Origin of the sequence: Geoalkalibacter sp. (assembly GCF_030604225.1) — a bacterium.
GTDB lineage: Bacteria > Desulfobacterota > Desulfuromonadia > Desulfuromonadales > Geoalkalibacteraceae > Geoalkalibacter.
On sequence record NZ_JAUVWH010000044.1, the window covers coordinates 1 to 21,985 of the forward strand.

Sequence of the window (21,985 nt, forward strand, 5' to 3'; positions counted from 1 at the left end):
ACCACCCGCATGGCCTTCTCCGGGTCCATGGCCATCACCCGGGTACGACCCTCGTCATCCGTATAGACCACGACGTTGCAGGGCAACATGACACCCAGGTCGATCTCCACGCCGAGAGCCCGATGGGCCATGGCCGGATTACAGGCGCCGAGTATGCGGTAGGGACGGAAGTCGAGGCCGAGTTTTTCCTTGAATTTTTCCGTCACGTCGATTTCGGTCAGGATGCCGAAGCCCTGCCTGCCCAAGGCTTCCTTGACCCGTGCCACCGCTTCTTCAAAGCTTAAATCGACTGTGCGGCCGAAGCTGTAGGGGGTTTCTCTTTCCATGCACACGACCTCCTTGCGCTTGTTTTAATAAGGGCCATTTAGATTTCAATGCGCCCGTTTACCAAATGACACGCCCTTCATCTTCCGGCACCTGGCCTCCGTGCCCAAGGAATTTCATCCCGGCACCCCAAGCGATTCCTCCCCGCGGCTCAAACGTCGACAAAGTTCGCCGGCGACCGCCAATTCGCCCTCCAGGACCGCTTGGGCGCGGCGAGCCAGTTCGGGAAAATCGGCACCAGCCTCGGGCAGCAGGCGCAGCGCCGCGAGCAGGGGTTCATGGACGGGGCGGCCGATGCGGCTGACCAGCGTGACCTCGACTTCCCGCATCCCCGGAACCTGCTCACCGACGGCGCGCGCGGCGCGATGTGCGAGAACGTTGTAAATCTTTCCCGTATGACTCAGGGGGTTTTTCCCGCATACCGCCTCGGTGCCGATGGGGCGATTCACGGGGATCAGGCCGTTGACGCGGTTGCCGCGCCCGACCTGACCCGAATCGGCATCCTCGGCGGAGGTGCCGAGCAGACTCAGATACACCCCGTTCAAGCCCTCTCCCGGCCGATCCAGGGTATTGAGTTGCACCCCGCTGTCGAGGGGAATGTGCTCCGCCGCCCAGGCGACAATTTCCTGGCGAACCCGCTCCTTGCGGGCGAAGTAGTCCGCCTCGCCGGACACTTGGGCGCAGAGCAGAGGCATGGCGACGGTCAGGTCCACCGCCTGGCCGCGGCGCACCGCCATGACTTTCACATCCTGCGCCGTTTCCGGAAAATGCTGCTTGAAGGAGGCGGAATTGAGCAACGCCTCCAGATCGAGGACCGCGCGCTCCGTGGGGGTCAGGGGCCAATAGCCCACCGCCGCCGAGGTGTCGTTGGCGGGCGGCGCTTCGTCGGGGCGACCGAACAGCCCGCTCAGCTCCGCCGAAGCCGGCAGCAAGGCGACGCGAACGCGCAGATTCTGGTGCGGATCGACATGGGGCAGATGGCGGCCCAGCCAGTCGCGGGCCGCCGTCGTGGCGATATCGATGACGGGTAGCTCGCGGCCGGCGTGGCGGGTGGTGGCGCGATCGCCGATGATCAGTTCCATGGGCTGGAGCACACGCCCACCACCGAACCATTTCTCCACCTGCCCGGCAATCAGCAATCCCTTGTCGATGTTGTTGTGCAGCACCCGCCCGAAGGTTTCCAGATAGAAACGGTTGAGCGCGACGGACACCGCTTCCATGATCCCGTCGCACAGGCTGTCGGGATGGCCGACGCCCTTGCGCTCGACGACTTCAAATCCACGTTCCGCCATGGGCGGTCCCTGCTTGCGTTCGGCGATGATCATCGGCGCCCCCTGATGTCAGCCTGATCCTTGAGACGCTATACGCTCATTTTACCCCCAAAAAGCGGAGCGGGCAGCCTCTCGGCATGCCCGCTCCCTACCTTTGCTGATTTTCAGTGCGGTTAATTTACCCCGCAAGCATCTGCTTCATATCCTCTTCCACCGTGCCGATGGGGGCGAGCTTGAAATTTTCCACCAGGAAATTGAGCACGTTGGGGGTGACGAAGGCCGGCAGGCTGGGGCCGATCTTCATGTTCATGATGCCCAGGGAAAGCAACGACAAGAGCACCACCACGGCCTTCTGCTCGTACCAGGACAAAACAATGGACAGGGGCAGATCGTTGACCCCGCAGTTGAAAGCCTTGGCCAGGGCCAGGGCGATCTGCACCGCCGAATAGGCGTCGTTGCACTGGCCGACGTCGAGCAGGCGCGGAATGCCGCCGATGTCGCCGAGATCAAGTTTGTTGAAGCGGTACTTGCCGCAGGCCAGGGTCAGGATCACCGTGTCCTTGGGCAGTTGTTCGGCGAGTTGGGTGTAGTAGTTGCGCCCCGGTTTGGCGCCGTCGCAGCCGCCGATGACGAAAAAGCGCTTGATGTCGCCCGCCTTGACCGCGGCGATGACCTTGTCGGCCAGCCCCAGCACGGCGTCATGGCCGCAGCCGGTGAGGATGTTCTTGTCGGCTTTTTCGGTGAACCCTTCGGCTTTCTGCGCGGCGGCGATGACCTCGGAGAAATCCCAGCCCTCGATGTGCTTGACGCCCGGCCACTTGACCCGGCCCCAGGTGAACAGCCGATCCTTGTAGCTGTCGGCGGGGCGTTGGATGCAGTTGGTGTTGAAGATGATGGCGCCGGGGAACTCCTGGAATTCCTGGTACTGGTTCTGCCAGGCGCTGCCGAAGTTGGCGACCAGGTGCTTGTATTTCTTCAGGCCCGGATAGCCGTGGGCGGGCAGCATCTCGACGTGGGTGTAGATGTTGATGCCCTTGCCCTCGGTCTGCTTGAGCAGTTCCTCGAGCATCTTGAGGTCATGGCCCGAAACCAGGATCGCCTTGCCCGCCTTGGCGCCGATGCTCACCGGCGTGGGGGTGGGTTTTTGGTAATGCTCGATATGCGCCTGGTTGAGCAGGCCCATGCACTTGATGTTGGTCTGGCCGCATTCCACGCACAAGCCGACGAAATCCATCAGGCCCAGCTTGCTCTCGGCGATGGCCGCCAACGCCTTGTGGATGAAGGCGTAAATCTCATTGTCGTCCTTGCCGAGAATATGGGCGTGATCGGCATAGGCGGCCATGCCCTTGCATCCGTAGAGCAGAATGTTCTGCACGCTGTTGATGTCGGGATCGGGATTGAAGTTTTTGACGCCGTGCTCCTTGCCGAGCTTGACCATCTCTTCGCGGGAGGTCGGGCAGGGCCAGTTGGCGGCGGCATCGGGTACCGTGTCGGTGTAGGGTCCGCCGTTGGTTTTTTCAAAGAGCGCCCAAGCCTTGTCACGCATCCGCACGGTTTTGCGCACCACGGCGGCGCAGCTTTCGGGATCGAAATCAACGTTGGTCACCGTGGTGAACAGCGCCTCGATCATGTGCACGTCAATTTCACGATCGACGGCCCCTTTTTCCCGAGCCTTGTGCGCCCAGAAGGCGGTGCCCATCAAACCCCGGACGATGAGATTCTGCAACGCCGCCACCTCGGGCGTTTTGCCGCACACGCCGATTTTGGTGCAGCCGGTTCCCTGCGCAGCCTGCTCACACTGAAAACAGAACATTTCTTCCATGCCTTGTTGCCTCCTTGGGTTAAGTGTTGACCAACCAGCCCCGATTTCACTTTCGGCAAGCTTCCCGCCAACCTTGGCGGAAAGCTCTCAGGAGATAAATTCAATAAGGAATAAGGTTAGCAGGCATTTACGGATTTTCCAGTCATGTGTCAGCACCCTGATGATGACCTGGTTTTTTCTTGAGTCAAAATAGCGAAGACCCCTGTAAAATCGAAAAAATTTACGCTATGCTGATGCAAAAAAAATCATTCAGGGCGCCAAATGAAGAAAGCTTCAAATCCCGCCGGCCAAATCCCCGCCGAGGAACGGCTCAAGCGCTTTATCGGCACCATGGACGAAATCGTTTTCGAGTTCGATGCCGCCGGCCGCTATCTCAATGTCTGGTCAGAAAATGAGAAATTACTTAAAATTCCGCGCGAGGAACTGCTCGGCAAACGCATCGACGAGGTTCTCCCACCGGATCTTGCCGCCAAGGTTCATGAATTATTCACCCATATTCGAGCGACGGGAAAATCCTCATCCTTCGAGTATTCCCTGGATGTGCCGGAAGGTAAACGCTGGTTTCTGGCCCGCATTTCCCTGGTTCCCTCCCTGGATGGCGAGGAGCCGACCTTTTCCTATCTCGGGCGTGACATCACCGAACAGAAAAACCTCGAACAGTCCCTGCGCGCCTCGGAAAGACGCTTTCATGACCTGGTCGACACCATTAACGACTGGGTTTGGGAGGTCGACGAAAAAGGCGTCTATACCTATGCGAACCCTCGGGTTTACAACCTGCTGGGATACCGCCCCGAGGAAGTCGTCGGCAAGTCGCCCTTCGACCTCATGCCCGAGGAAGAGGCCGCGCGCATCGCCCAAAAATTCGCCGAAATCTCCGCCAAAGCCGAACCCTTCAGCGCCCTGGAAAACATCAACCGGCACAAGGACGGCCGCATCGTCATCCTCGAAACCAGCGGACTGCCTTTTTTTGACGACCAAGGCCGCCTGATCGGCTATCGGGGCGTCGACCGCGACATCACCGAGCGCAAGGCAAGCGCCGAAAGACTGCGGCTGGCCAAGGAAGCCGCCGAACGGGCCACGCTGGAAAAAAGCCGCTTTCTCGCCACCATGAGCCACGAGATTCGCACCCCCATGGCCGTGGTTCTCGGCGCGCTTGAATTTCTTGGCCAGGAAGATCTTGGCGCCGAGCGCAACCACTTTGTACGCATGGCCGAGGGCGCGGCGAAATCGCTCATGGAGTTGATCGGCGATATCCTTGATTTTTCCCGGATCGAAGCCGGAAAACTTCAGGTGAAGAACCTTGCTTTTTCCCTGCGCCGCTGCGTCGCCGAAGCCGTTGAGCTGCTGCGGCGCGACGCCGAGAAAAAAGGTCTGAAGCTGAATTTGGCGATTGATGCGCGGGTTCCCGATGCACTCCTCGGCGATCCGGCACGCCTGCATCAGATCCTGGTCAACCTGATCGGCAACGCGATTAAATTCACTCGGCAAGGCCAAATCCAGGTCCTGGTCGCCTGCGACCCGTGCCCTCAATCGCCGACCACCGACCCTCAGCTGCGTTTTTGCGTACAGGACACCGGAATCGGCATCGCGGCGGGTCTGATGGACCGCCTTTTTGAAAGCTTCTCCCAGGGGGACCATTCCGATACCCGCGAGCACGGCGGCACGGGTCTGGGACTGGCGATCTGCAAGGGAATCGTGGAGCGGTTGGGCGGACAGATCACCGCCACCAGCATTCCGGGTCAAGGAAGCCGCTTTTCCTTTACCCTCCCCTTGTGTCTCGCCGCCGCCCCCGAGCCGGAAAAATTCATCGACTTGCCACGGGCGGCGCCCTCCGATGCCGTCAAGATTCGCGTGCTTCTCGGCGAGGACGACCTTGTGCTGCGCAAGCTCATGGAGACCCTGATGGCCAAGCGCGGCTGGGAATTTCTAACGGTGGAGAATGGGCTTGCCGTGATCGAGGCCTGGCGGCGCGAACCTTTCGACCTGATTCTCATGGATGCCCAGATGCCACGCCTCGACGGCTATGAGGCAACCCGCCGCATCAGGGAGATGGAGAAAGCCACCGGAGGACACATCCCCATCATCGCCCTCACCGCCCATGCCGGCACGGACAGCGAACAGCGTGCCCTGGCCGCGGGAATGGATGCTTTCCTGACCAAGCCGATTCGCATGAGTGAGCTTTATGAGCGGATCGAAAAATTCCTTCCGGAGAAAATGGCCCAGGAATAACTTTCTTCTCCCTGAATTGATCTTTCCGACTTGCGCAATCGCCTGTTCTTTTCTATGTTTTTCGATATGCAAAATTCGCACAACGACAGCCCTCTCATCACTGACGTCACCGGCGTGATTCTGGCTGGTGGCCGCAGTACGCGCATGGGACGCGACAAGGCGACCCTGATGGTCGATGGTCGGACGCTCTTCGCTCGCACCCGCGAAATGCTATGCGGCATCTTCGCCCGGGTAATCATCTCCGGGGATCGCCCCGACCTGGCCACGGCGGAGGTGCCCTGTGTGCCGGACATCTACCCCGGCAGCGCGCTTGGCGGACTGCACAGCGCCCTGCAGGCCGCCTCGACCGCCTGGATTTTTGCCGTGCCCTGCGATCTGGCCCATCCCGACGCGGGCCTGGTGCGCTTTTTGTTGAACCATCGCCACGACTGCGATCTGGTCGTGCCGCGCACCGCCGAGGGACTGGAGCCGGTCTTTGCCCTCTACCATAAAAATTGCCTGCCGCGCATGGAGGAGATGCTGGCACGGGGCGATTTTCGCATCTACGACTTCTATCGCCAGGTGCGCGCCTGTTATATCGACGCGCACGAACTACCTGCCGGCTGGCGGCGTGCCCTGCTCAATCTCAATACGCCGGAGGATGTCCGGCGCCTGGAAAAAAAGGAGGCTCCATGACCCCGCCCGTTGTTTCCATCGTCGCCAAGAGCGGCACCGGCAAGACCACCCTGCTGGAAAAACTGATCGCTGAGATGAAGACGCGCGGCTACCGCGTGGGCGCCATCAAGCACGACGCCCACAGCTTCAGCATCGATCACGAAGGCAAGGATTCCTGGCGCCTCACCCAGGCCGGCGCCGACACCATGCTCATCACCTCGCCGGCGCAGATCGCCATGGTGAAAAAGAATCCGGGTCCGGAGGAAGTCCCCCTCGCCGAGTCCATCCGCACCTATTTCGGCGACGTGGATATCGTGCTGACCGAAGGTTTCAAGCGCAGCAGCATGCCGAAAATCGAGGTGCATCGCCGCGAACGCAGCCCGGCTCTGCTGTGCCGGGGTGAGGAGCATGACCCGACTCTGATCGCCGTGGCGTCCGATGAACCCCTGGAACTCGACGTGCCGGTGTTCAATATCAACGATGCCCAGGGACTCTGCGATCTCATCGTGGCGCGTTTCCTGGCATGAAGCCCCTGCAGGTGCGCTCGAAGATCTGGCTGGAGGTGGAGGGCGCGCCGCTCCTTGGCGACGGCCGCGAGCGCCTGCTGCGCCTCATCGACGAGCTGGGTTCGATCAACGCCGCCTCCCGCCGCATGGGGCTGACTTACCGGCGGGCCTGGGGTTTTATTCAGGCCATGGAGGAAAAACTCGAAACCCCGCTGGTTTTGCGCGAAAAGGGCGGCTCCGGTGGAGGCAGTTCCTCCCTGACGCCGGAAGCGCGTCAGCTGCTGGATCGCTTCGAGCGCCTGCGCGCCGGTCTCAACCAAGCCATCGACGAGAAATTCGCTGAGATCTTCACGGCGGAGGATGCCTGAGCATGCAAGGGCGAAATTGCCTGAAGCGCATTTGGTGGATGTTGGGCGCCCTGCTTCTCGTGAACGGCTCGCCGGCCCTCGCCGCCGCTCCGGCGGTTGCCGCGGCGGCCGACCTGCAGTATGCCCTGAATGAAATTGCCGCGCTTTTCCAAAGAGATACGGGGCAAACGCTGAGACTTTCATTCGGTTCCTCGGGCCATTTTACCCATCAGTTGACCCAGGGAGCGCCCTTCGAACTCTTTCTCTCCGCCGACGAAAACTATGTGTTTCACCTCGCGGAGCTGGGCGTCGCCGAGAATCGCGGCACCCTGTACGCCATCGGCCGCGTGGTGTTGTTCGCGCCCCATGGTTCCCCCCTGCGGGTGGACGAGAACCTGCGGGATCTGCAAACCGCCCTGGCGGATGGGCGCATCCGGCGTTTTGCCATCGCCAACCCCGATCATGCCCCTTACGGGCGGGCGGCGCGGGCGGTGCTCCGGCATGCGCAACTCTGGACACAAATCGAACCGCGCCTGGTTTTTGGCGAAAACGCGGCGCAGGCCATGCAGTTCGCCGCCTCCGGATCGACTCAGGGGGGCATCGTGCCCCTGTCTCTCTCCAAGGCGCCGCAGATCGCCCGCCTGGGAACCTTTGCCCTGATCCCCGCCGAATGGCACGCCGACGAGCCGTTGCGTCAGCGCATGGTCCTGATGAAGTCAGCGGGCGAAACCGCTCGCGCCTTTTACCATTACCTGCAACAACCCGCCGCCCGCGCGATTTTCGTGCGCTACGGCTTTGTGCTCCCCGAGGAAGAGGCGCCCTGAATGGACTGGACGGCGATTGTTCTCTCCGCCAAGCTGGCGCTGGCGACCTTGCTCGTCCTGATCCCCCCCGCCATTTTCATCGCCCGCTGGCTGGCGCTGACCAGCTTTCGCGGCAAGCCCTGGATCGAAGGGCTGCTCGCCCTGCCCCTGGTATTGCCGCCCACGGTCATCGGCTATTACCTGCTGGTGGCCATGGGCGCCCAGTCCCCCTTGGGCCGCTGGTTCGAGGCCTTGACCGGCCAGACCCTCGCCTTCAGCTTCAACGGGCTGGTGGTGGCCTCGGTTATTTTCAACATTCCCTTCGCCGTGCAACCGATGCAGCGTGCCTTCGAGGCCATTTCCCTCGAAATCCATGAAGCCGCCAAGTGCTGCGGCCTCACGTTCTGGCAGACCTTGGCGCGCATTGATCTACCCCTGGCCTGGCCGGGCATCCTTTCCGCCTGCGTCCTGACCTTCGCCCATACCCTGGGCGAATTCGGCGTGGTGCTCATGGTGGGCGGCAACATTCCCGGCGAAACCAAGACCCTGGCCATCTCCATTTACGACAAGGTGCAGTCCTTCGATCTGGGCGCCGCCGGTGCCATGGCTCTTCTTTTGCTGGTCATCTCCCTGGTGACCATCGCCGTGAGCTACGGCCTGGTGGAAAAACTCATGCGCCGGCGGCGATCGCCATGAGTTTACGGGTCGAATTGCGCCACGACGGGCCACCCCTGGATTTCGCGGCCGAGATTCCCGAGGGTGAAATCACCGCCCTGGTCGGTCCGTCAGGCAGCGGTAAAACCTCGATTCTGCGCGCTATTGCCGGCCTGTTGCGCGTTCGGGAGGCGCGCGTCGCCCTGGCGGGCGAGGTCTGGGACGACCCGCGCGTCCATCTGCCGACCCGCGAGCGTCCCATCGGCCTGGTATCGCAGCATTACGGCCTTTTTCCCCATCTCTCGGTGCTGGGCAACGTCGAAACGGCCCTGACCCAGCTGCCCTCGTCCCAGCGCCGCGCACGGGCTCTGAGTTGCTTGCGTCTTGCCCATATTGAAGGGCTGGACCAGCGCTACCCTCATGAACTGTCAGGCGGTCAGCGTCAGCGCGTGGCCCTGGCCCGCGCCATCGCCCGCGAACCCAAGGTGCTGCTTCTCGACGAACCTTTCTCGGCGGTGGATCGCAGCACCCGCAAACGCCTCTACATCGAACTGCGCCGCCTGCATCAGCAAATCGCCACAACGCTGGTGCTGGTCACCCATGATCTCGACGAGGCGGCACAACTGGCCTCTCATCTGATTCTGCTCAACCACGGCCGCCTTCTTCAGGCCGGGCCGACCACCGAAGTGCTGACCCGGCCCGCCAGCGAACGCGCCGCGCGCCTGCTTGATATCCCCAACGTCTTCGAAGCCCAGGTGGTGCCCGGGCCTTCCGGACGCACCCTGCTGAAATGGGGCCCCCACAGCCTGCGCACCGCCGGCAAGCTGCCGCTGCCGGCCGAGGGCAGAATGAAGTTCGCCGTTTTGCCACAGAATGTGCTCATGGTGAAAATCGACAAACCCTGGGGAAGTCACCTGGAAAATCCGGTTCCCTGCACCATCGAGGACGTCATCGCCCTCGGCGGTGAAATTCTTGTCTGGCTCAGACCTGCGGGCATGCCTTCGACCCGCCTGCAAATGCGCCTGCCGGAAAGAGCGATCCGCCGCTATCCGGTGGTTCCCGGCAGCGAAGTCACGGTCTGCCTGCGGCCCGCCGACGTCATTCCCTTGAACCTACCCGATTCCCAAGATACCAGCTCTTCCCCTGGTCATGGAGGTGCCCCATGCTGACCTATCAGCAAGCCCTGGAAACAGTTCTGCGCACCCTCTCGCCCCTGCCCGCCGAGACTCTGCCCTTGCCCGAAGCCCTGGGGCGCGCCCTGGCAAGCGATGCCTCCGCATACTGGGACATGCCGCCGGCGGACAATTCCGCCATGGACGGCTTTGCCTTCGCCCACGCAGGTCTGCCGCCGGGGGGCGAACTCCTGGTGCGGGGACTGTCCCGTGCCGGTGCCCGCTTTGCCGGGGAACTGTCCGCGGCAGAAGCTGTTCGGATTATGACCGGCGCGCCGTTGCCGTCGGGGTGCGACACGGTGGTGGCGCTGGAGGATGTGGAGGAGCAGGACGATGGCATCCGCCTGCGCAAGCCCGTCAAGCAAGGGGACCATGTCCGCCGGCGGGGCGAGGAGTTTCACGAGGGAGAATTGCTACTCAAGGCGGGAACCACGCTGCGCGCCGGAGAAATCGGCCTGCTGGCCTCCGCCGGCGTGGCGCGGGTCGAGGTTCATCGCCGGCCGCGCGTGGCGCTGCTCACCACCGGCGACGAACTGGTCGATCTTGGGGTGCGGCCCGGTCCGGGGCAGATCGTCAACTCCAATCTCTATCTGCTCTCCGCCCGTCTGCGCGAGGAAGGCTGCACCGTCTGGCCGCTGGATATCGCCGCCGATTGCCGCGAGGCTCTGCGGGAGCGGCTGGCGCAAGGGCTCGAAGCCGACCTGCTGGTCACCACCGGCGGCGTGTCCATGGGCGATTACGATCTGGTGCAGGAGTGCCTCAAGGATCTCGGTTTCCAGCTCGGCTTCTGGAAGGTCGCCATCAAGCCCGGCAAACCCGTGCTGTTCGGCAAGGTCCAGGGCACGCCGGTTTTTGGACTGCCCGGTAATCCCGCCGCCGCCGCGGCCACCTTTCAACTGTTCGTGCGTCCGGCCCTGCGCCGTCTAGCCGGGTTCCGCGATCCCCTCGCCCCTCATTGCCGCGCGACCCTGACCCACAGGGTGCGCGGCGGCGGCTCGCGCCAGAGTTTCATCTGGGGGAGGGTCGACGAGGTGGATGGCCGCTACCGTTTTACTCCCTCGGGCCATCAGGGCTCGGGGCAGAATCGCGGCATGCAGCAGGCCCAGGCGTTGTTGTCCGTGCCCGCCGACAGCCCCGATCTGGCCTCCGGCGCCGAAGTGGAGATCATGTTGCTCTATCTGCCCCAGGGCAGTTTTCGCGGGCCGGGGGCTATCGGGGACTGATCCGTTTTCAGGACAGAATGACGAGCTGGCCGGCTGTTGCGCCTTGAACAACCTCAACAGAAATACGCCGGTCGAAGGTGACAAAACGCCCCTCATGCGCAACCGCAAGAGCAAGCAGATAGGCATCGGCGACCTGGCGATGACCGAGGATTTTCGACCAGTCGATCAGGCCGGACGCCAGCAGGTCGACATCGGCCGGCCAAAATTCATGATGTGGATCCTTCGCGGCTTCGCCGAGGCGGGCAACAATATCGCCGGCCTGGAAAGAACCCGGATAAGCGGGTTGCGACATGATACGCACACACCCATTTTGCGTCAGAGGACAACTGCTCCAGCCATGACGAATTTCACGACTCAACCAGTCCAAGGCTTGCTGATGAAAGATGTGGCCGGCATCAAGCAAGGCTATGAGGACATTGACATCCAGCAACGCCCGCATTAGACACCCTCTCGGTCACGCAGATCGTTGATCAGCTCGTTGGTTACCAGCCGCCCCCGCCCCGGAAAGGGACGAAAGCCCCCCACGGACGGCTCCTCGAAAGACTTGTCGTCCGGGGGCCGTCCCGCCAGTGCTTCGCGCACCAGCCTTGATATGATCTGCCCCGTGGAAACCTTCTGCCGGCGCGCCAATTCCTTCGCGGCGGCAAGAACATCTTCTTCCAGATCCAAAGTCGTGCGCATGGGACCTCCTTGATGCGTTATCATCATGATGCTAAAGCATCGATTCCTAATCGTCAAGCCGTCGCTCCTCCGCCGGAAAAAAATGAAAATTGGGCCGGCGTTGCGGCCGGCCCAAGGGGTGTTTCATCAAGAAAGATGCGGGAGTAAGGCAGTCTTAGAGTTTTACGGGTGGTTTCTCATAGATATTGGGCTTGATCTCGTCGTGCCCGCTGTGACAGGTCAGGCAGTTCATCTTGCCGCGCGTATTTTCCATGGCCCCGCCCATGTCGTGGCAAGCGCGGCAGGCCGCGACTTCCTCGGGGATGGGGAAATCACCCTTGAAGCTTCCAGCCAATTGGGCATTGAGCGCCATCACGGTTTTCCTGGTGAGATCAGCGGCCAGTTGGGCGCAGCGCTCGGTACGCTCCTTGGAAAAGGCCTTGGCGCCGGAGGCCTTGGTCCAGTGGGAAATCGAAACGTGGCAGAGAGTCGAATCGGCCTTGGAGGGCACGATGTCCATCTTGGCGTTCTTGGGTTTGACGTCCGGCAGCATGGTGTACTGGTAATAGTTGAGCACCTCGTCGATCACCGGCGTCGGATTGGGTGAAACCAGATAGATGGCCATGGCGGCGCCCTGAACCGCCCCGCAGGTGGCGCCCCAGCCGACGATACCGCCGGCGCCGACGCGCGTCACCGAGGTCGGATAGGTCAGATAGGGACCGCCGACCTTATCGGCCAGCATCTCGACAACGGTGGCGAACACGCCATACATGCAATCGCCGAGGAGTTTGTTGCTGTAGGAGAGGTCAAGCGCCGCCTCGGGATCCAGCGCGACATAGGGCAGAGGCTCGTGAAGCACCTTGCCCTTGCTGTCCAATTTGACTTCCGGGCGCTTGGCGGGCTCTTCTTTCTTGCCTTCCTGGGCGCCGACCAGGTGCAAGGTGCCTCCCCCCAAAACGCCTGCCGCGGCAAGACATCCCGCCACACCCAGAACTTTTCTGCGATCCTTGTCCATTGCTGTGTCTCCCCTTTTTCGTTGCGGTTGAAAACCGGAAATGCCTGCTTTCTGGACAGGCCCTTTCTCTTTCTGGTTTTTTTAAACAGCAATGGTTATGCCAGAAAGTAATCGCGAATTTAGAGGATTTTGGGCGCCTTTCTAATTTCAATATGAAGGATTCTTGCAAAATGAAAGAAATGTCATAAACTCGATCTTAACTTTCAGGGCTGACTTTGCTCCTCATGGTCTTGGTATTTTTTTATCTTGCGCCACAGGGATACCGGACTGATGCCGAGCAGGTCGGCCGCCCTTCCGCGATTGCCTCCGGTGTGACGCAGGGTTTTCAAAATGAGCCTTTTCTCCATTTCCTCAAGGGGCATGAGTTCCTCGGCCTCTGGCGCGACGGTCGCCGGCGAGGATGCCAGACCCGGCAAATGGGCAGGCAACAATTCGCTTCCCTCGGCCACGATAATGGCGCGCTCCATGACATTTTCCAGTTCGCGCACATTGCCGGGCCAGGGATAGGCGCGTAATCGTTCCAGGGCCGATGCGCTGAGGGTGTGGAGCGCCTTGCCGTATTTGGCGCCATACTTGGCCAGGAAATGATGCGCCAGAAGAGCGATGTCCTCGCGACGCTCGCGCAGGGGAGGAATGTCCACCGGCACCACGTTGAGGCGGTAGAACAGATCGCGCCGAAAGCGCCCCGCTTCGACTTCCTTTTCCAGGGGGACATTGCCGGCGGCGATGATCCGCACATCGACTTTTTCCGGGGTGCGCCCTCCGATCTTCAGGTAGGTTCCCTCTTGCAGAACGCGCAGCAACTTGACCTGAAAGGCTGGGGAGATGGAGTTGATTTCATCGAGAAACAGCGTGCCCTGGTCCACGGTTTCGAAAAGGCCCTTCTTGTCGCGGTCGGCACCGGTGAACGCGCCGCGCACATGGCCGAAGAGTTCGGCTTCGAGCAGCGATTCGGGGAGCGCCCCGCAGTTCACCGGCAGAAAGCTCTGAGCGCGGCGCGGACTCCATTGATGGATGAGCTTGGCGACCAGTTCCTTGCCCGTGCCGGTCTCGCCCTGGATCAGCACCGTCGTGTCGAAGGGCGCGATTTTGGCTAAAAAGTTCTTCAGGTCGATCATCTGTCGACTGGATCCGATCAGATCCTCGCCGTGCAGATCCTCGACCTGGCGCCGCAGCAGGCGGTTTTCCTGGAGCAGGCGCACATGCTCCCACGCGCGGCGCAGGATCAGCAGCAGCGCGTCGGGCTCGAAGGGCTTCTGGACATAGTCGTAGGCCCCCTTGCGGATGGCCTCCACCGCCGACTCGATGGTGCCGTAGCCGGTAATGAGAATAACCGCGCAATCGGGGTTGCTCTGCCGGGCCTTGTCGAGAATCTCCATGCCGTTGACATGGGGCATCATCATATCGGTGATGACGATGTCGATTTTCTGCGCCTCCAGAACACGCAGGGCCTCGCGGCTGTCCTCGCTGAGTTCCGCGGCGATGTCCTCGGCGGCGAGGGTATCGCGCAGCAGTTGGCGCATGCGCAGGTCGTCTTCAACAATCAGGATACTGGGAGAAAAAGGCACGAAAGGCTCCTGGCTGGGTTTCAGTGTCCGTTACGCGAGGGATTTTCCCCCATGGGCAGGGACACGACGAACGTCGTCCCCTCACCCTCGGTACTAAGCACGTCGATGGCGCCGCCCAGATCGCTGACGATTCCCGAACAGATGGACAGACCCAGCCCCGTCCCCTCGCCCACCGGCTTGGTCGTGTAGAAGGGATCGAAAATACGACTCCGGATGGATTCGGGAATGCCCGGACCATCATCCTCGACCTTCAACACCACCCGCGAGCCGGCATGTCTGGTCAAAATGCGGATACGACCCTTGGATCCGATGGCCTGCAAGGCGTTGAGCGCCAGGTTGAGCACCACCTGTTCCAACTCACGAGGATCGGCAAGGATGGTCGGCAAGGAGTGCAGATCCTCAACCAGGGCGATTTTGCGTTTGGTCATCTCCGTGGCGAGCAGCGGCAGCGTCTGGCGAATGATGTCATTGAGACTACACGGCTCCAGGCTGCGCCGCACGGGGTTGGCTTGCCGGGCGAATCGCAGCAGGCCCTGAATGATGGAGCTGCTTTTTTTCACCTGTTCAGCAATGATTTCCGCCCAGACCCTTTGGGTTTGGTTCAGGGTCTTGTCCTTGAGCAGCAGGCGGGCATAGCCGAGCACGCTGCCCAGGGGGGTGTTGAGCTCGTGGGCGACCCCGGCGGATAGCTGGCCGATGGCGGCCAGTTTCTCGGTGCGGTGGTAGAGCTCGGCGCGGCGTTTCTCCTCGGTGCTGTCGCGAAAGGTCACCACGCGACCCAGACGCCGGCCCTCGCTGTCGCGCAATTGCCCGACATTGGCCGAAAGCAGTCGGTCCCTGCCTTGGCGGGTGCGAAAGAGGATCTCAAGATTCTGCATGTCCTCGGCATCCTGGCTCAACTTCCCCTGCAATTCCGGAAAGAGCGCCTCCAGGGGTTGTCCCAACATCTCCGTCGCCAGCCACGTGGTGATTTCATCGGCCGCACGGTTGCAGGAAAGGACGCGGTTGTGTTCATCAAGAACCAGCAACCCCTCGGAGAGGCTTTCGATGACGGTTGCCAGTTTCATCTTCTCGGTGAGATAAAACTCCTGCAGTTCCCGCTCCCCAGCCCTGGCTTGCTGCAATTCGTCGATGGTGCGGTTGAGGTGGTTGATGATCTGCCTGAAGGATTGGGCGACGATTCCAATGGGATCCAACTCGATCAGCGCGCGGTCATCCAATTCATCGGGCTCAAGAGTCCGCGTGCCCATGATCTCCAACAACTGATTGGTTTTGTCCCGGATGTAGCGCGCATAGGCACGATTCTCGGCTTCGAGTTCCGAACAGCGCGCGGCCATGGCGGAGAGATCCCCGTCGGGCTTATCCATCTTTCCTCCCGATGGAAATTTCATAATAGGTGTCGACCTTCCTCACCTGCGCCTCATAGCCCATCTTGCGCGCCGACTCGGGCACCGTGCGGGTACTGTCGCGATGGTCGGTGCGCACCACAAGGCGCGTCTTGCCGCTGCGCAGGCGCTCTTCGTGGTCGTTGAGGGCTTTCAGGACCACCAGCAGACAGGCCGGACACACCTGCCCGAGAATATTGAGATCGATGGTTTCGACAATCTCCCGGGATTCCATGGTCTCACCTCAGAATTATGCGGGGCAGCAGGCGCGCACCTACCCAGGCACCGACCAGCAACCCGCCGAAAAAAAGCAGGGATTGGAACGAGAGCAGCGGCAATCCGCCAAGCAGGTGCTTGATGTTGCACCCGTTGGCCAGGCGCGCTCCCAGGGCCAGCATCACTCCTCCAGCAAAAGCCGCGCCACCCTGGCGCAACGGAGGCCGGCCATAAATTCGAAATTCGCGCAACAGCAGGGCATTGAAAAACGCCCCCAGCAGTATGCCCAGCAGAAGCGCTCCTTCGGTATAGGCAACCATATCCAGACGCGGCCCGGCGCCGCCGAGCAGCAATGATTCACCCGCCCTGACAACCAAGGAGGAGCGGTTGAAATACTCAAGTTGCGCCACATGGGCGGGCAGCAGAAGGTTTTCCGCAAAAGCCCCAAGCTTGGCGTAAGCCGTGGAAATTCCCAGGGGCAGGCCACTGAGCAGATAGGCCGCCGCATTGAGCGCCGCGAGAAAAACCGCCGCCAGCCAGGGCTGCACATAGCCTTCCGAGGCCGAGGGCAGCTGCCATTGATCCTGGCGCTGCCAGGTGACAAACAGAATGAGCGCCCCAGCGACCAAAAGCCAGCTTGCCGCGCGGGCCGCTTGCGGCCAGAGCTGATTTAGTCCGGCAGGGCCGGCCAAGGCCAATTGTTGTTCCAGAACCTGCAACCAGGGAAACAATTCCGCATAAAGCAGACTGCCGGCGATGATGCCGCAAAACACCAGGACATAGGCCAGATTGCCACCGGCCATCTTGTACAGGGTGCTGAACACGCACCCTCCGGCCAGCACCATGCCGATGCCGAACACCACCCCACCCGCCACGCCCAGCAGTGATCCACGGCTAAATCCCGCCGGGCTGTCAAAGGTCTGCCATCCCACCTCGCGCACCAGCAAAAACAGAAAAAGGGTGAGCACGACGGCAAGAAACAGATGGCGCAGCCGCGTCCGGTCCCTGAACAGGAAAACATCGCGCAGCATGCCCGCCATGCAGAAATCACTGCGATAGAGCACCGTGCCGAGCAGCAGGCCGATGCCGAGGTAGGAAAAAAACCAGAGCCAAGGATTGTCGTACAGCATCCAGACACCCTGAGGGATTAAGCTGAAAACCGGGAATGGTGGAAATTGGATTCAGGAAGAACCAGACCAATCTATATCACCCCCTTGCCTCGTTGAGCAAACAACAGATGCTTGTGCTATGTTTGCGAGGCGCCAATTGCAAGGAGAGACAAGATGCAGGACAAGAAATGCCGGCCGTTGGCTCGTTTGCTGGACCTTGGCAAGTCCCTTTCCGCCGCTAGGACACAGATCGCCGTGGTTGTCCTGGTGTTCGTCCTGGGTATGACGGCGGGCATTGCCGCGCCGACTCGGGCCGAGGAGCTGGTGGTCGCGGCCTTTGCCGAACTGGTGAGCAAACTTGGGGAGTTGTCGACGCTGGAACTGATGCTGGCGATATTCCTGCGCAACGCGACCGCCGTGGGCATCACGCTGCTGCTGGGGGCGCTGCTCGGGATTTTTCCGCTGGTCGCCGCCTATGTCAACGGCATGCTGGTCGGCTACGTGGTGTTTCTCAGCCCGGGCGACATCTGGAAACTGGTACCCCACGGCATCTTCGAGCTGCCGGCGGTTTTCATCGGCTGGGGCCTGGGATTGTGGTGCGGCCTGTGGATTTTTCACGCACCCCGTTGGCAGACCCTCAAAGACCGTTTCCGCCGCGCCGGTCTGATCTACCTTCTTTTCCTCCTGCCCCTGCTGGTCGTGGCCGCGATCATCGAAGGGGGGCTGGCCGGCCTACTTCTGCGCGGCAATTAGTCCCCGGGCGCGGCGTCTGGATTTCCTCGTTGCTGTTCCAGATATTCCTTGAGCACCAACGCATGATTGTGTTGCCGGTCGCGCGCGGCATAAACCAGGGTCAGCGGCTGCTTTGTCACCCGGGCCAGAAGCTCGCGGACGGTTTCGGACTTGTCGGCCAGCTCTGCGCCATAGCGCCGCCGGAACTCTTCCCAGCGCCGTGGATCATGCCCGAACCAGCGTCTTAGCTCCGGGCTGGGAGCGATGTCCTTGAGCCAGAGGTCGTATTCGAGTCGATTCCTGGCAACCCCCCGGGGCCAGAGGCGGTCGATGAAAACGCGATAGCCATCCTCTGGCTCCGGGGCATCATAGGCTCTACGAATGCGGATCGGTTTCATATAAATCTAAATCTCTGAACACCTTTTCAATGCTTGGTCTGTTCCAAAATCGCAAGCCTGTCCTTGAGAGCTTTCTCCTCCATGCGCCGCTTGCTGATGTCGCGCATGATCGCCCCAAGACCAAGCACCTGCCCGAGTTTATCCTTGAGCAGGATGATGGAAAATTCACTGGAGATCTGGCCGCCGTTTTTATGCAGGGCCGGCACGGACAGCAACTCCCGGCCGTAATGGGTTTCGCCGGTGGCCATGACCTGGTGATAGCCGCTCCAGTGCCGCACGCGCAAACGTTCCGGAATGATCAGGTCGAGGGATTGCCCCAGGGCTTCGTCCTCGGAAAAACCGAACACCGCTTCGGCCCCGGCATTCCAGAAGCGAATGGTGCCGTTACGATCGGCGAACAAAATGGCATCGGGGGCATTTTCGAGGATGCCTCGGCAAAGATCGTTGTCGATGGTTTGCGCCATGGGTGCGGTCTCCTTCCTTAGGGTTTTTCCTGCAAAATCAGGGATTCTTCACATAAGCGTCGCGGCGCAGGTAGAACCACCAGTTGAGCACCATGCACAGGGCATAGAAAATCGCGAAGCCGTACATGGCTTTTTCCGGTGTTCCGCCGCGAATCTGCTCGCCGATCACCATGGGCGCGACGAAAGAGCCATAAGCGGCCACGGCCGAGGTCCAACCCAGCACCGGGCCGGCCTTTTCACGGTCATAGATGACCCCGATGGTGCGGAAGGTGGAGCCGTTGCCGATGCCGGTGGCGGCGAAGATGAGGATAAACAGCAGGATAAAAGCCATGAAATACTTTTCGGGCGTCGGCGAGTTGTAGGCCAGAAGCATGATGTAGCCCACGGCTGCGGACGCCGCCACCATGACCCCCGCAATGATCTGGGTGACGATGGAACCGCCCACCTTGTCGGAAATCCAGCCGCCCACCGGACGGATGAGCGCGCCCACGAAGGGGCCCATCCAGGCATAGGTCAGGGCGCTGGGGGCGTTGGGGTTCGCGACGCGCTGCATGACGCCGTCAACCTCCTGGAAACTGAAGCCGAAGATGACCGTGATGGACAGAGGCAGCGCCATGGAAAAACCGATGAACGAACCGAAGGTGAGGATGTAGAGGATCGACATGGACCAGGTGTGCTTGTCCTTGAAGATGGCGAACTGGCGTTTCGAGTTCTCGCCGATCTTGCCCGGCACCATGCGCATGATGCCCAGGGTCGCGACCATGATCAGCAGCATCGCCAGCCAGGGATTGAGCAGCCCGAGACCGGTGGGAGCCGGCAGGTAGAGGTACAGGCCGACGCCGGCGGTGAAAAAGCTGATGAGGTAGAGCCCAGCGATGCGACCGAAGGCCGCCAGGGGATGGCCGGGTTCGGGGGTGATGGGCAGCAGGTTGTTCATGCCGAACCAGGCCGCGATCACCAGGGGAATGAGAATCGCCACCCAGATGAAGCCGGCATTCTGGATCCAGGTTTCGGTGCCGGCCGGAATTTTCCCGATGAGGGTGCCGCTGTCCTTGAGCAGGGTCATGGGCTCGGAGGCGCCGATGAAGCTGAACAGGCCGACGGTCATCACCGCCGGGATCAGGATCTGCATGGTGGTGACGCCGAAATTGCCGAGACCGGCGTTGAGACCCAGGGCCAGGCCTTGCTGGCGCTTGGGAAAGAAGGTGCTGATATTGCTCATGGAACAGGCGAAATTACCGCCGCCGACCCCGGAAAGAAAAGCGAGCAGTTGAAATGCCCAAAGAGGCGTCTCCTTGCTCTGCAGGGCGATGCCGGCGCCCAGGGCCGGAATGATGAGCATGGCCGAGGTCAGAAAGATGGTGTTGCGCCCCCCGGCGATGCGGATCATGAAGGAGGCGGGAATGCGAAGCGTCGCCCCCGCCAGCCCCGAGATGGCGGTAAGAGTGAACAGTTCGGCCGGCGTGAAGGGAAAGCCCAGATTGAGCATCTGCACGGTGATGATGCCCCACATGAGCCAGATGGCAAAGGCGCACAGCAGATTGGGAATGGAAATCCACAGGTTGCGCTGGGCGATGCGCTTGCCTTGCTGTTCCCAGAAGGTGGGATCTTCCGGATCCCAGCGAACCAGGTTCGGGCCTTTTTCCGGTGGATTGGTGGTGCGAAGTTTGGTTTCCATGGCTTTACTCCTCCCTGGGATGTCACAAGCGTTCGTGTCTGAAAAGCTGTCGCGCAAAAGCGGTCAAATGCGCTGGTGTGCCGATTTTCCGCCGCCAGGCACCACCTCGCGGCCCTCGTCACCCGCAGTTACTTCCCCCCGTGCGCGCCGCTCGGCTTCGGCGGCCTCCCGCCCCGTCGAGGCGATCAGCTTGAGGGTCTTCACCCCGCGCACCTCCGTGGTGTACATCCAGATCAGCGACCAGCAGGTGATGAGGAACAGCAGCATGAAGATACTGCTGTTGATGCCGGTCAGATCGAGGAGCATGCCGAAGATGATGGGGAAAACAAATCCGCCCAGTCCGCCCATCAGACCGACGATGCCGGAAATGACGCCGATGTTGTGGGGATACTCGTCGCCGATGTATTTGAACACCGATGCCTTGCCGAAGCCCCAGGCGATGCCCACCACGAAGAGCAGCGCGGTGAAGACCCAGACATTGAGCCCAAGGTTGAGGGTCATTTCCCCACGAATGGTCTGGATGATGACCTGGTGCTGGGGATAGGAGAGAAAGAACAGGCTGACGCAGGACGTCCACATCACCCACCAGGTCACGGTATGGGCGCCGAAGCGGTCGGAGAGCCAGCCGCCCAGGGCGCGGATCACACCCGAGGGCAAAACGAAGATGGCGGCGATGAGGGCCGCGGTCTGGATGCCGAAGCCGTACTCGCTGATGTAGTACTTGGTCAGCCACAAGGACAGCGCCACATAGCCGCCGAACACGATGGAATAATACTGGCAGTACTTCCACACCCGGATGTCCTTGAGGGCGGAGAGTTGTTCGCGAATCGTCACCTGCTTGCCGACCAGATGATGCGGCTCGCTGTAGGTGAACAGCCAGAACAGCACCACCGTGACCGCCATGGCCAGGGCGTAGACTCGCGGCACCGCCTGCCAGCCATAGGCCACCACCAGCGCCGGCGCCACGAACTTGGTGACGGCCGCCCCGGCGTTGCCGGCGCCGAAGATGCCCATGGCCAAACCGCGGCGTTTCTGGCTGAACCAGCGTCCGGTATAGGCGATGCCCACGGAAAACGAGCCGCCCGCCGCGCCGACGAACAGGCCGAGCAGCAGAAACTGCCAGTACTGGGTCGCCAGACTGATGAGATAGATGGGGATGATGGTGGAGAGCATCAGCACGGCGAAGACGATCCGCCCACCGTACTTGTCGGTCCACATCCCCAGGGGCAGGCGAATCAGCGAGCCGGTGAGAATCGGCGTGGCCGCCAGCAGGCCGAACTGGGTATCGCTGAGCTGCAGATTCTGCTTGATGGGTATGCCGATGATGGAGAACATCACCCACACCGCGAAGCAGACGGTGAATGACAGGGTACTCAGGGTCAGAACGGATACCTGCTTGTGCTGGTGGGTTGCCATTGTTCTCCTCCTTTCGTGAATCTGCTGCTATTCCTGCGTGAATCAGGCCGAGCGACGCTGCCGGTACCAGGCCACCACCTGATAGGGGCGCCCCAGGTAGGACAGGGGCACGGTGATGACGTGGACCAGGCGCGAGAACGGCAGGATGGCGATCAGGACGAAGGCGTTGATGGCGTGCAGTTTGACCACCGTCGGCAGCACCGCGAGGTACTGCACCTGGGGATCGAACTTCACCAGCGACCAGAGCCAGGGACTGGCGGTGTGCAGATACCACACCGAACCCCAGCGCAAGGTAAAGGCGATATACACGCCGGTGGCCACCTGCAGCAGCAACAGCCA

At 61.3% G+C, this 21,985-nt stretch carries 24 protein-coding genes; 9 read left to right on the top strand and 15 right to left on the bottom strand.

Annotation, left to right across the window (positions count from 1 at the left end):
• The 3 genes from QAT43_RS06675 to hcp all read right to left on the bottom strand — a co-directional run.
• Positions 1-326, bottom strand: a 326-nt coding sequence (locus tag QAT43_RS06675; protein ID WP_305042272.1) for a DUF302 domain-containing protein, incomplete at its 3' end; no start/stop codon positions are given.
• A gap of 114 nt (positions 327-440) precedes the next feature.
• A complete protein-coding gene (locus tag QAT43_RS06680; RefSeq protein WP_305042273.1) occupies positions 441-1,649 on the bottom strand; it encodes a methionine adenosyltransferase in 1,209 nt (402 codons plus the stop codon).
• Positions 1,650-1,773: 124 nt separating this feature from the next.
• Positions 1,774-3,408, bottom strand: coding sequence for a hydroxylamine reductase (hcp, locus tag QAT43_RS06685; protein WP_442900218.1), 1,635 nt, complete (start codon positions 3,406-3,408; stop codon positions 1,774-1,776).
• Between the two features lie 270 nt (positions 3,409-3,678).
• Here hcp and QAT43_RS06690 point away from each other — a divergent pair, with 270 nt between their 5' ends.
• The 8 genes from QAT43_RS06690 to QAT43_RS06725 all read left to right on the top strand — a co-directional run bounded on the left by QAT43_RS06690 (position 3,679) and on the right by QAT43_RS06725 (position 11,005).
• Positions 3,679-5,646, top strand: a complete 1,968-nt coding sequence (locus QAT43_RS06690) for a PAS domain-containing hybrid sensor histidine kinase/response regulator (protein WP_305042275.1) — start codon at positions 3,679-3,681, stop codon at positions 5,644-5,646.
• A 66-nt stretch (positions 5,647-5,712) separates the two neighbouring features.
• Entirely contained in the window at positions 5,713-6,321 is a 609-nt protein-coding gene (mobA, locus tag QAT43_RS06695; RefSeq protein ID WP_305042276.1) for a molybdenum cofactor guanylyltransferase, read from the top strand.
• The gene (gene mobB, locus QAT43_RS06700) at positions 6,318-6,827 is read left to right on the top strand and encodes a molybdopterin-guanine dinucleotide biosynthesis protein B (RefSeq protein WP_305042277.1); all 510 of its coding nucleotides are present in this window, start codon (positions 6,318-6,320) and stop codon (positions 6,825-6,827) included. The genes mobA and mobB overlap by 4 nt, the downstream gene beginning before the upstream one ends.
• A complete protein-coding gene (locus tag QAT43_RS06705; protein ID WP_305042278.1) occupies positions 6,824-7,174 on the top strand; it encodes a winged helix-turn-helix domain-containing protein in 351 nt (116 codons plus the stop codon). Before mobB ends, QAT43_RS06705 begins: the two co-directional genes overlap by 4 nt.
• 2 nt (positions 7,175-7,176) lie before the next feature.
• Positions 7,177-7,977, top strand: a complete 801-nt coding sequence (modA, locus tag QAT43_RS06710; protein ID WP_305042279.1) for a molybdate ABC transporter substrate-binding protein — start codon at positions 7,177-7,179, stop codon at positions 7,975-7,977.
• Positions 7,978-8,652 (top strand): molybdate ABC transporter permease subunit, encoded by a 675-nt coding sequence (gene modB / locus QAT43_RS06715; RefSeq protein WP_305042280.1) that lies wholly within the window; start codon positions 7,978-7,980, stop codon positions 8,650-8,652.
• Complete coding sequence (locus QAT43_RS06720) at positions 8,649-9,779, top strand: sulfate/molybdate ABC transporter ATP-binding protein (protein ID WP_305042281.1); 1,131 nt, start codon at positions 8,649-8,651, stop codon at positions 9,777-9,779. Before modB ends, QAT43_RS06720 begins: the two co-directional genes overlap by 4 nt.
• Positions 9,773-11,005 (top strand): molybdopterin molybdotransferase MoeA, encoded by a 1,233-nt coding sequence (locus QAT43_RS06725; RefSeq protein ID WP_305042282.1) that lies wholly within the window; start codon positions 9,773-9,775, stop codon positions 11,003-11,005. The genes QAT43_RS06720 and QAT43_RS06725 overlap by 7 nt, the downstream gene beginning before the upstream one ends.
• Positions 11,006-11,012: 7 nt before the next feature.
• On the opposite strand, the gene QAT43_RS06730 is transcribed toward QAT43_RS06725, so the two are convergent.
• The 7 genes from QAT43_RS06730 to QAT43_RS06760 all read right to left on the bottom strand — a co-directional run bounded on the left by QAT43_RS06730 (position 11,013) and on the right by QAT43_RS06760 (position 16,979).
• Positions 11,013-11,444, bottom strand: a complete 432-nt coding sequence (locus QAT43_RS06730) for a TA system VapC family ribonuclease toxin (protein WP_305042283.1) — start codon at positions 11,442-11,444, stop codon at positions 11,013-11,015.
• The gene (locus tag QAT43_RS06735) at positions 11,444-11,686 is read right to left on the bottom strand and encodes a CopG family transcriptional regulator (protein ID WP_305042284.1); all 243 of its coding nucleotides are present in this window, start codon (positions 11,684-11,686) and stop codon (positions 11,444-11,446) included. Before QAT43_RS06735 ends, QAT43_RS06730 begins: the two co-directional genes overlap by 1 nt.
• Positions 11,687-11,840: 154 nt before the next feature.
• The gene (locus QAT43_RS06740) at positions 11,841-12,680 is read right to left on the bottom strand and encodes a C-GCAxxG-C-C family protein (protein WP_305042285.1); all 840 of its coding nucleotides are present in this window, start codon (positions 12,678-12,680) and stop codon (positions 11,841-11,843) included.
• 203 nt (positions 12,681-12,883) lie between these two features.
• Entirely contained in the window at positions 12,884-14,248 is a 1,365-nt protein-coding gene (locus QAT43_RS06745; RefSeq protein ID WP_305042286.1) for a sigma-54-dependent transcriptional regulator, read from the bottom strand.
• Between the two features lie 20 nt (positions 14,249-14,268).
• Complete coding sequence (locus tag QAT43_RS06750; RefSeq protein ID WP_305042287.1) at positions 14,269-15,615, bottom strand: two-component system sensor histidine kinase NtrB; 1,347 nt, start codon at positions 15,613-15,615, stop codon at positions 14,269-14,271.
• Positions 15,608-15,868: a sulfurtransferase TusA family protein gene (locus tag QAT43_RS06755; protein WP_305042288.1), complete on the bottom strand. Its 261-nt coding sequence runs from the start codon at positions 15,866-15,868 to the stop codon at positions 15,608-15,610. Before QAT43_RS06755 ends, QAT43_RS06750 begins: the two co-directional genes overlap by 8 nt.
• Positions 15,869-15,872: 4 nt before the next feature.
• Positions 15,873-16,979 carry a YeeE/YedE thiosulfate transporter family protein gene (locus QAT43_RS06760; protein ID WP_305042289.1) on the bottom strand — a complete coding sequence of 369 codons (1,107 nt, stop codon included), beginning with the start codon at positions 16,977-16,979 and terminating at the stop codon, positions 15,873-15,875.
• A gap of 153 nt (positions 16,980-17,132) precedes the next feature.
• Between QAT43_RS06760 and QAT43_RS06765 the strand changes: the two genes are divergently transcribed.
• Complete coding sequence (locus tag QAT43_RS06765; RefSeq protein WP_305042290.1) at positions 17,133-17,711, top strand: stage II sporulation protein M; 579 nt, start codon at positions 17,133-17,135, stop codon at positions 17,709-17,711.
• On the opposite strand, the gene QAT43_RS06770 is transcribed toward QAT43_RS06765, so the two are convergent.
• The 5 genes from QAT43_RS06770 to QAT43_RS06790 all read right to left on the bottom strand — a co-directional run.
• Positions 17,708-18,088: a DUF488 domain-containing protein gene (locus QAT43_RS06770; protein WP_305042291.1), complete on the bottom strand. Its 381-nt coding sequence runs from the start codon at positions 18,086-18,088 to the stop codon at positions 17,708-17,710. The genes QAT43_RS06765 and QAT43_RS06770 overlap by 4 nt on opposite strands.
• 26 nt (positions 18,089-18,114) lie before the next feature.
• A complete protein-coding gene (locus tag QAT43_RS06775) occupies positions 18,115-18,552 on the bottom strand; it encodes a PAS domain-containing protein (RefSeq protein WP_305042292.1) in 438 nt (145 codons plus the stop codon).
• Positions 18,553-18,589: 37 nt separating this feature from the next.
• Positions 18,590-20,230: an MFS transporter gene (locus QAT43_RS06780; RefSeq protein WP_305042293.1), complete on the bottom strand. Its 1,641-nt coding sequence runs from the start codon at positions 20,228-20,230 to the stop codon at positions 18,590-18,592.
• Positions 20,231-20,293: 63 nt separating this feature from the next.
• Positions 20,294-21,646, bottom strand: coding sequence for an MFS transporter (locus QAT43_RS06785; RefSeq protein ID WP_305042294.1), 1,353 nt, complete (start codon positions 21,644-21,646; stop codon positions 20,294-20,296).
• A 42-nt stretch (positions 21,647-21,688) separates the two neighbouring features.
• Positions 21,689-21,985, bottom strand: a 297-nt coding sequence (locus tag QAT43_RS06790; RefSeq protein WP_305042295.1) for a respiratory nitrate reductase subunit gamma, incomplete at its 5' end; no start/stop codon positions are given.

What these genes read in the sequence shown, in the direction of transcription:
- QAT43_RS06680 (WP_305042273.1), bottom strand. Translation starts at nt 1,649, where the DNA reads ATGATCATCGCCGAACGCAAGCAGGGACCGCCCATGGCGGAACGTGGA.
- hcp (WP_442900218.1), bottom strand. Translation starts at nt 3,408, where the DNA reads ATGTTCTGTTTTCAGTGTGAGCAGGCTGCGCAGGGAACCGGCTGCACC.
- QAT43_RS06690 (WP_305042275.1), top strand. Translation starts at nt 3,679, where the DNA reads ATGAAGAAAGCTTCAAATCCCGCCGGCCAAATCCCCGCCGAGGAACGG.
- mobA (WP_305042276.1), top strand. Translation starts at nt 5,713, where the DNA reads ATGCAAAATTCGCACAACGACAGCCCTCTCATCACTGACGTCACCGGC.
- mobB (WP_305042277.1), top strand. Translation starts at nt 6,318, where the DNA reads ATGACCCCGCCCGTTGTTTCCATCGTCGCCAAGAGCGGCACCGGCAAG.
- QAT43_RS06705 (WP_305042278.1), top strand. Translation starts at nt 6,824, where the DNA reads ATGAAGCCCCTGCAGGTGCGCTCGAAGATCTGGCTGGAGGTGGAGGGC.
- modA (WP_305042279.1), top strand. Translation starts at nt 7,177, where the DNA reads ATGCAAGGGCGAAATTGCCTGAAGCGCATTTGGTGGATGTTGGGCGCC.
- modB (WP_305042280.1), top strand. Translation starts at nt 7,978, where the DNA reads ATGGACTGGACGGCGATTGTTCTCTCCGCCAAGCTGGCGCTGGCGACC.
- QAT43_RS06720 (WP_305042281.1), top strand. Translation starts at nt 8,649, where the DNA reads ATGAGTTTACGGGTCGAATTGCGCCACGACGGGCCACCCCTGGATTTC.
- QAT43_RS06725 (WP_305042282.1), top strand. Translation starts at nt 9,773, where the DNA reads ATGCTGACCTATCAGCAAGCCCTGGAAACAGTTCTGCGCACCCTCTCG.
- QAT43_RS06730 (WP_305042283.1), bottom strand. Translation starts at nt 11,444, where the DNA reads ATGCGGGCGTTGCTGGATGTCAATGTCCTCATAGCCTTGCTTGATGCC.
- QAT43_RS06735 (WP_305042284.1), bottom strand. Translation starts at nt 11,686, where the DNA reads ATGCGCACGACTTTGGATCTGGAAGAAGATGTTCTTGCCGCCGCGAAG.
- QAT43_RS06740 (WP_305042285.1), bottom strand. Translation starts at nt 12,680, where the DNA reads ATGGACAAGGATCGCAGAAAAGTTCTGGGTGTGGCGGGATGTCTTGCC.
- QAT43_RS06750 (WP_305042287.1), bottom strand. Translation starts at nt 15,615, where the DNA reads ATGGATAAGCCCGACGGGGATCTCTCCGCCATGGCCGCGCGCTGTTCG.
- QAT43_RS06755 (WP_305042288.1), bottom strand. Translation starts at nt 15,868, where the DNA reads ATGGAATCCCGGGAGATTGTCGAAACCATCGATCTCAATATTCTCGGG.
- QAT43_RS06760 (WP_305042289.1), bottom strand. Translation starts at nt 16,979, where the DNA reads ATGCTGTACGACAATCCTTGGCTCTGGTTTTTTTCCTACCTCGGCATC.
- QAT43_RS06765 (WP_305042290.1), top strand. Translation starts at nt 17,133, where the DNA reads ATGCAGGACAAGAAATGCCGGCCGTTGGCTCGTTTGCTGGACCTTGGC.
- QAT43_RS06770 (WP_305042291.1), bottom strand. Translation starts at nt 18,088, where the DNA reads ATGAAACCGATCCGCATTCGTAGAGCCTATGATGCCCCGGAGCCAGAG.
- QAT43_RS06775 (WP_305042292.1), bottom strand. Translation starts at nt 18,552, where the DNA reads ATGGCGCAAACCATCGACAACGATCTTTGCCGAGGCATCCTCGAAAAT.
- QAT43_RS06780 (WP_305042293.1), bottom strand. Translation starts at nt 20,230, where the DNA reads ATGGAAACCAAACTTCGCACCACCAATCCACCGGAAAAAGGCCCGAAC.
- QAT43_RS06785 (WP_305042294.1), bottom strand. Translation starts at nt 21,646, where the DNA reads ATGGCAACCCACCAGCACAAGCAGGTATCCGTTCTGACCCTGAGTACC.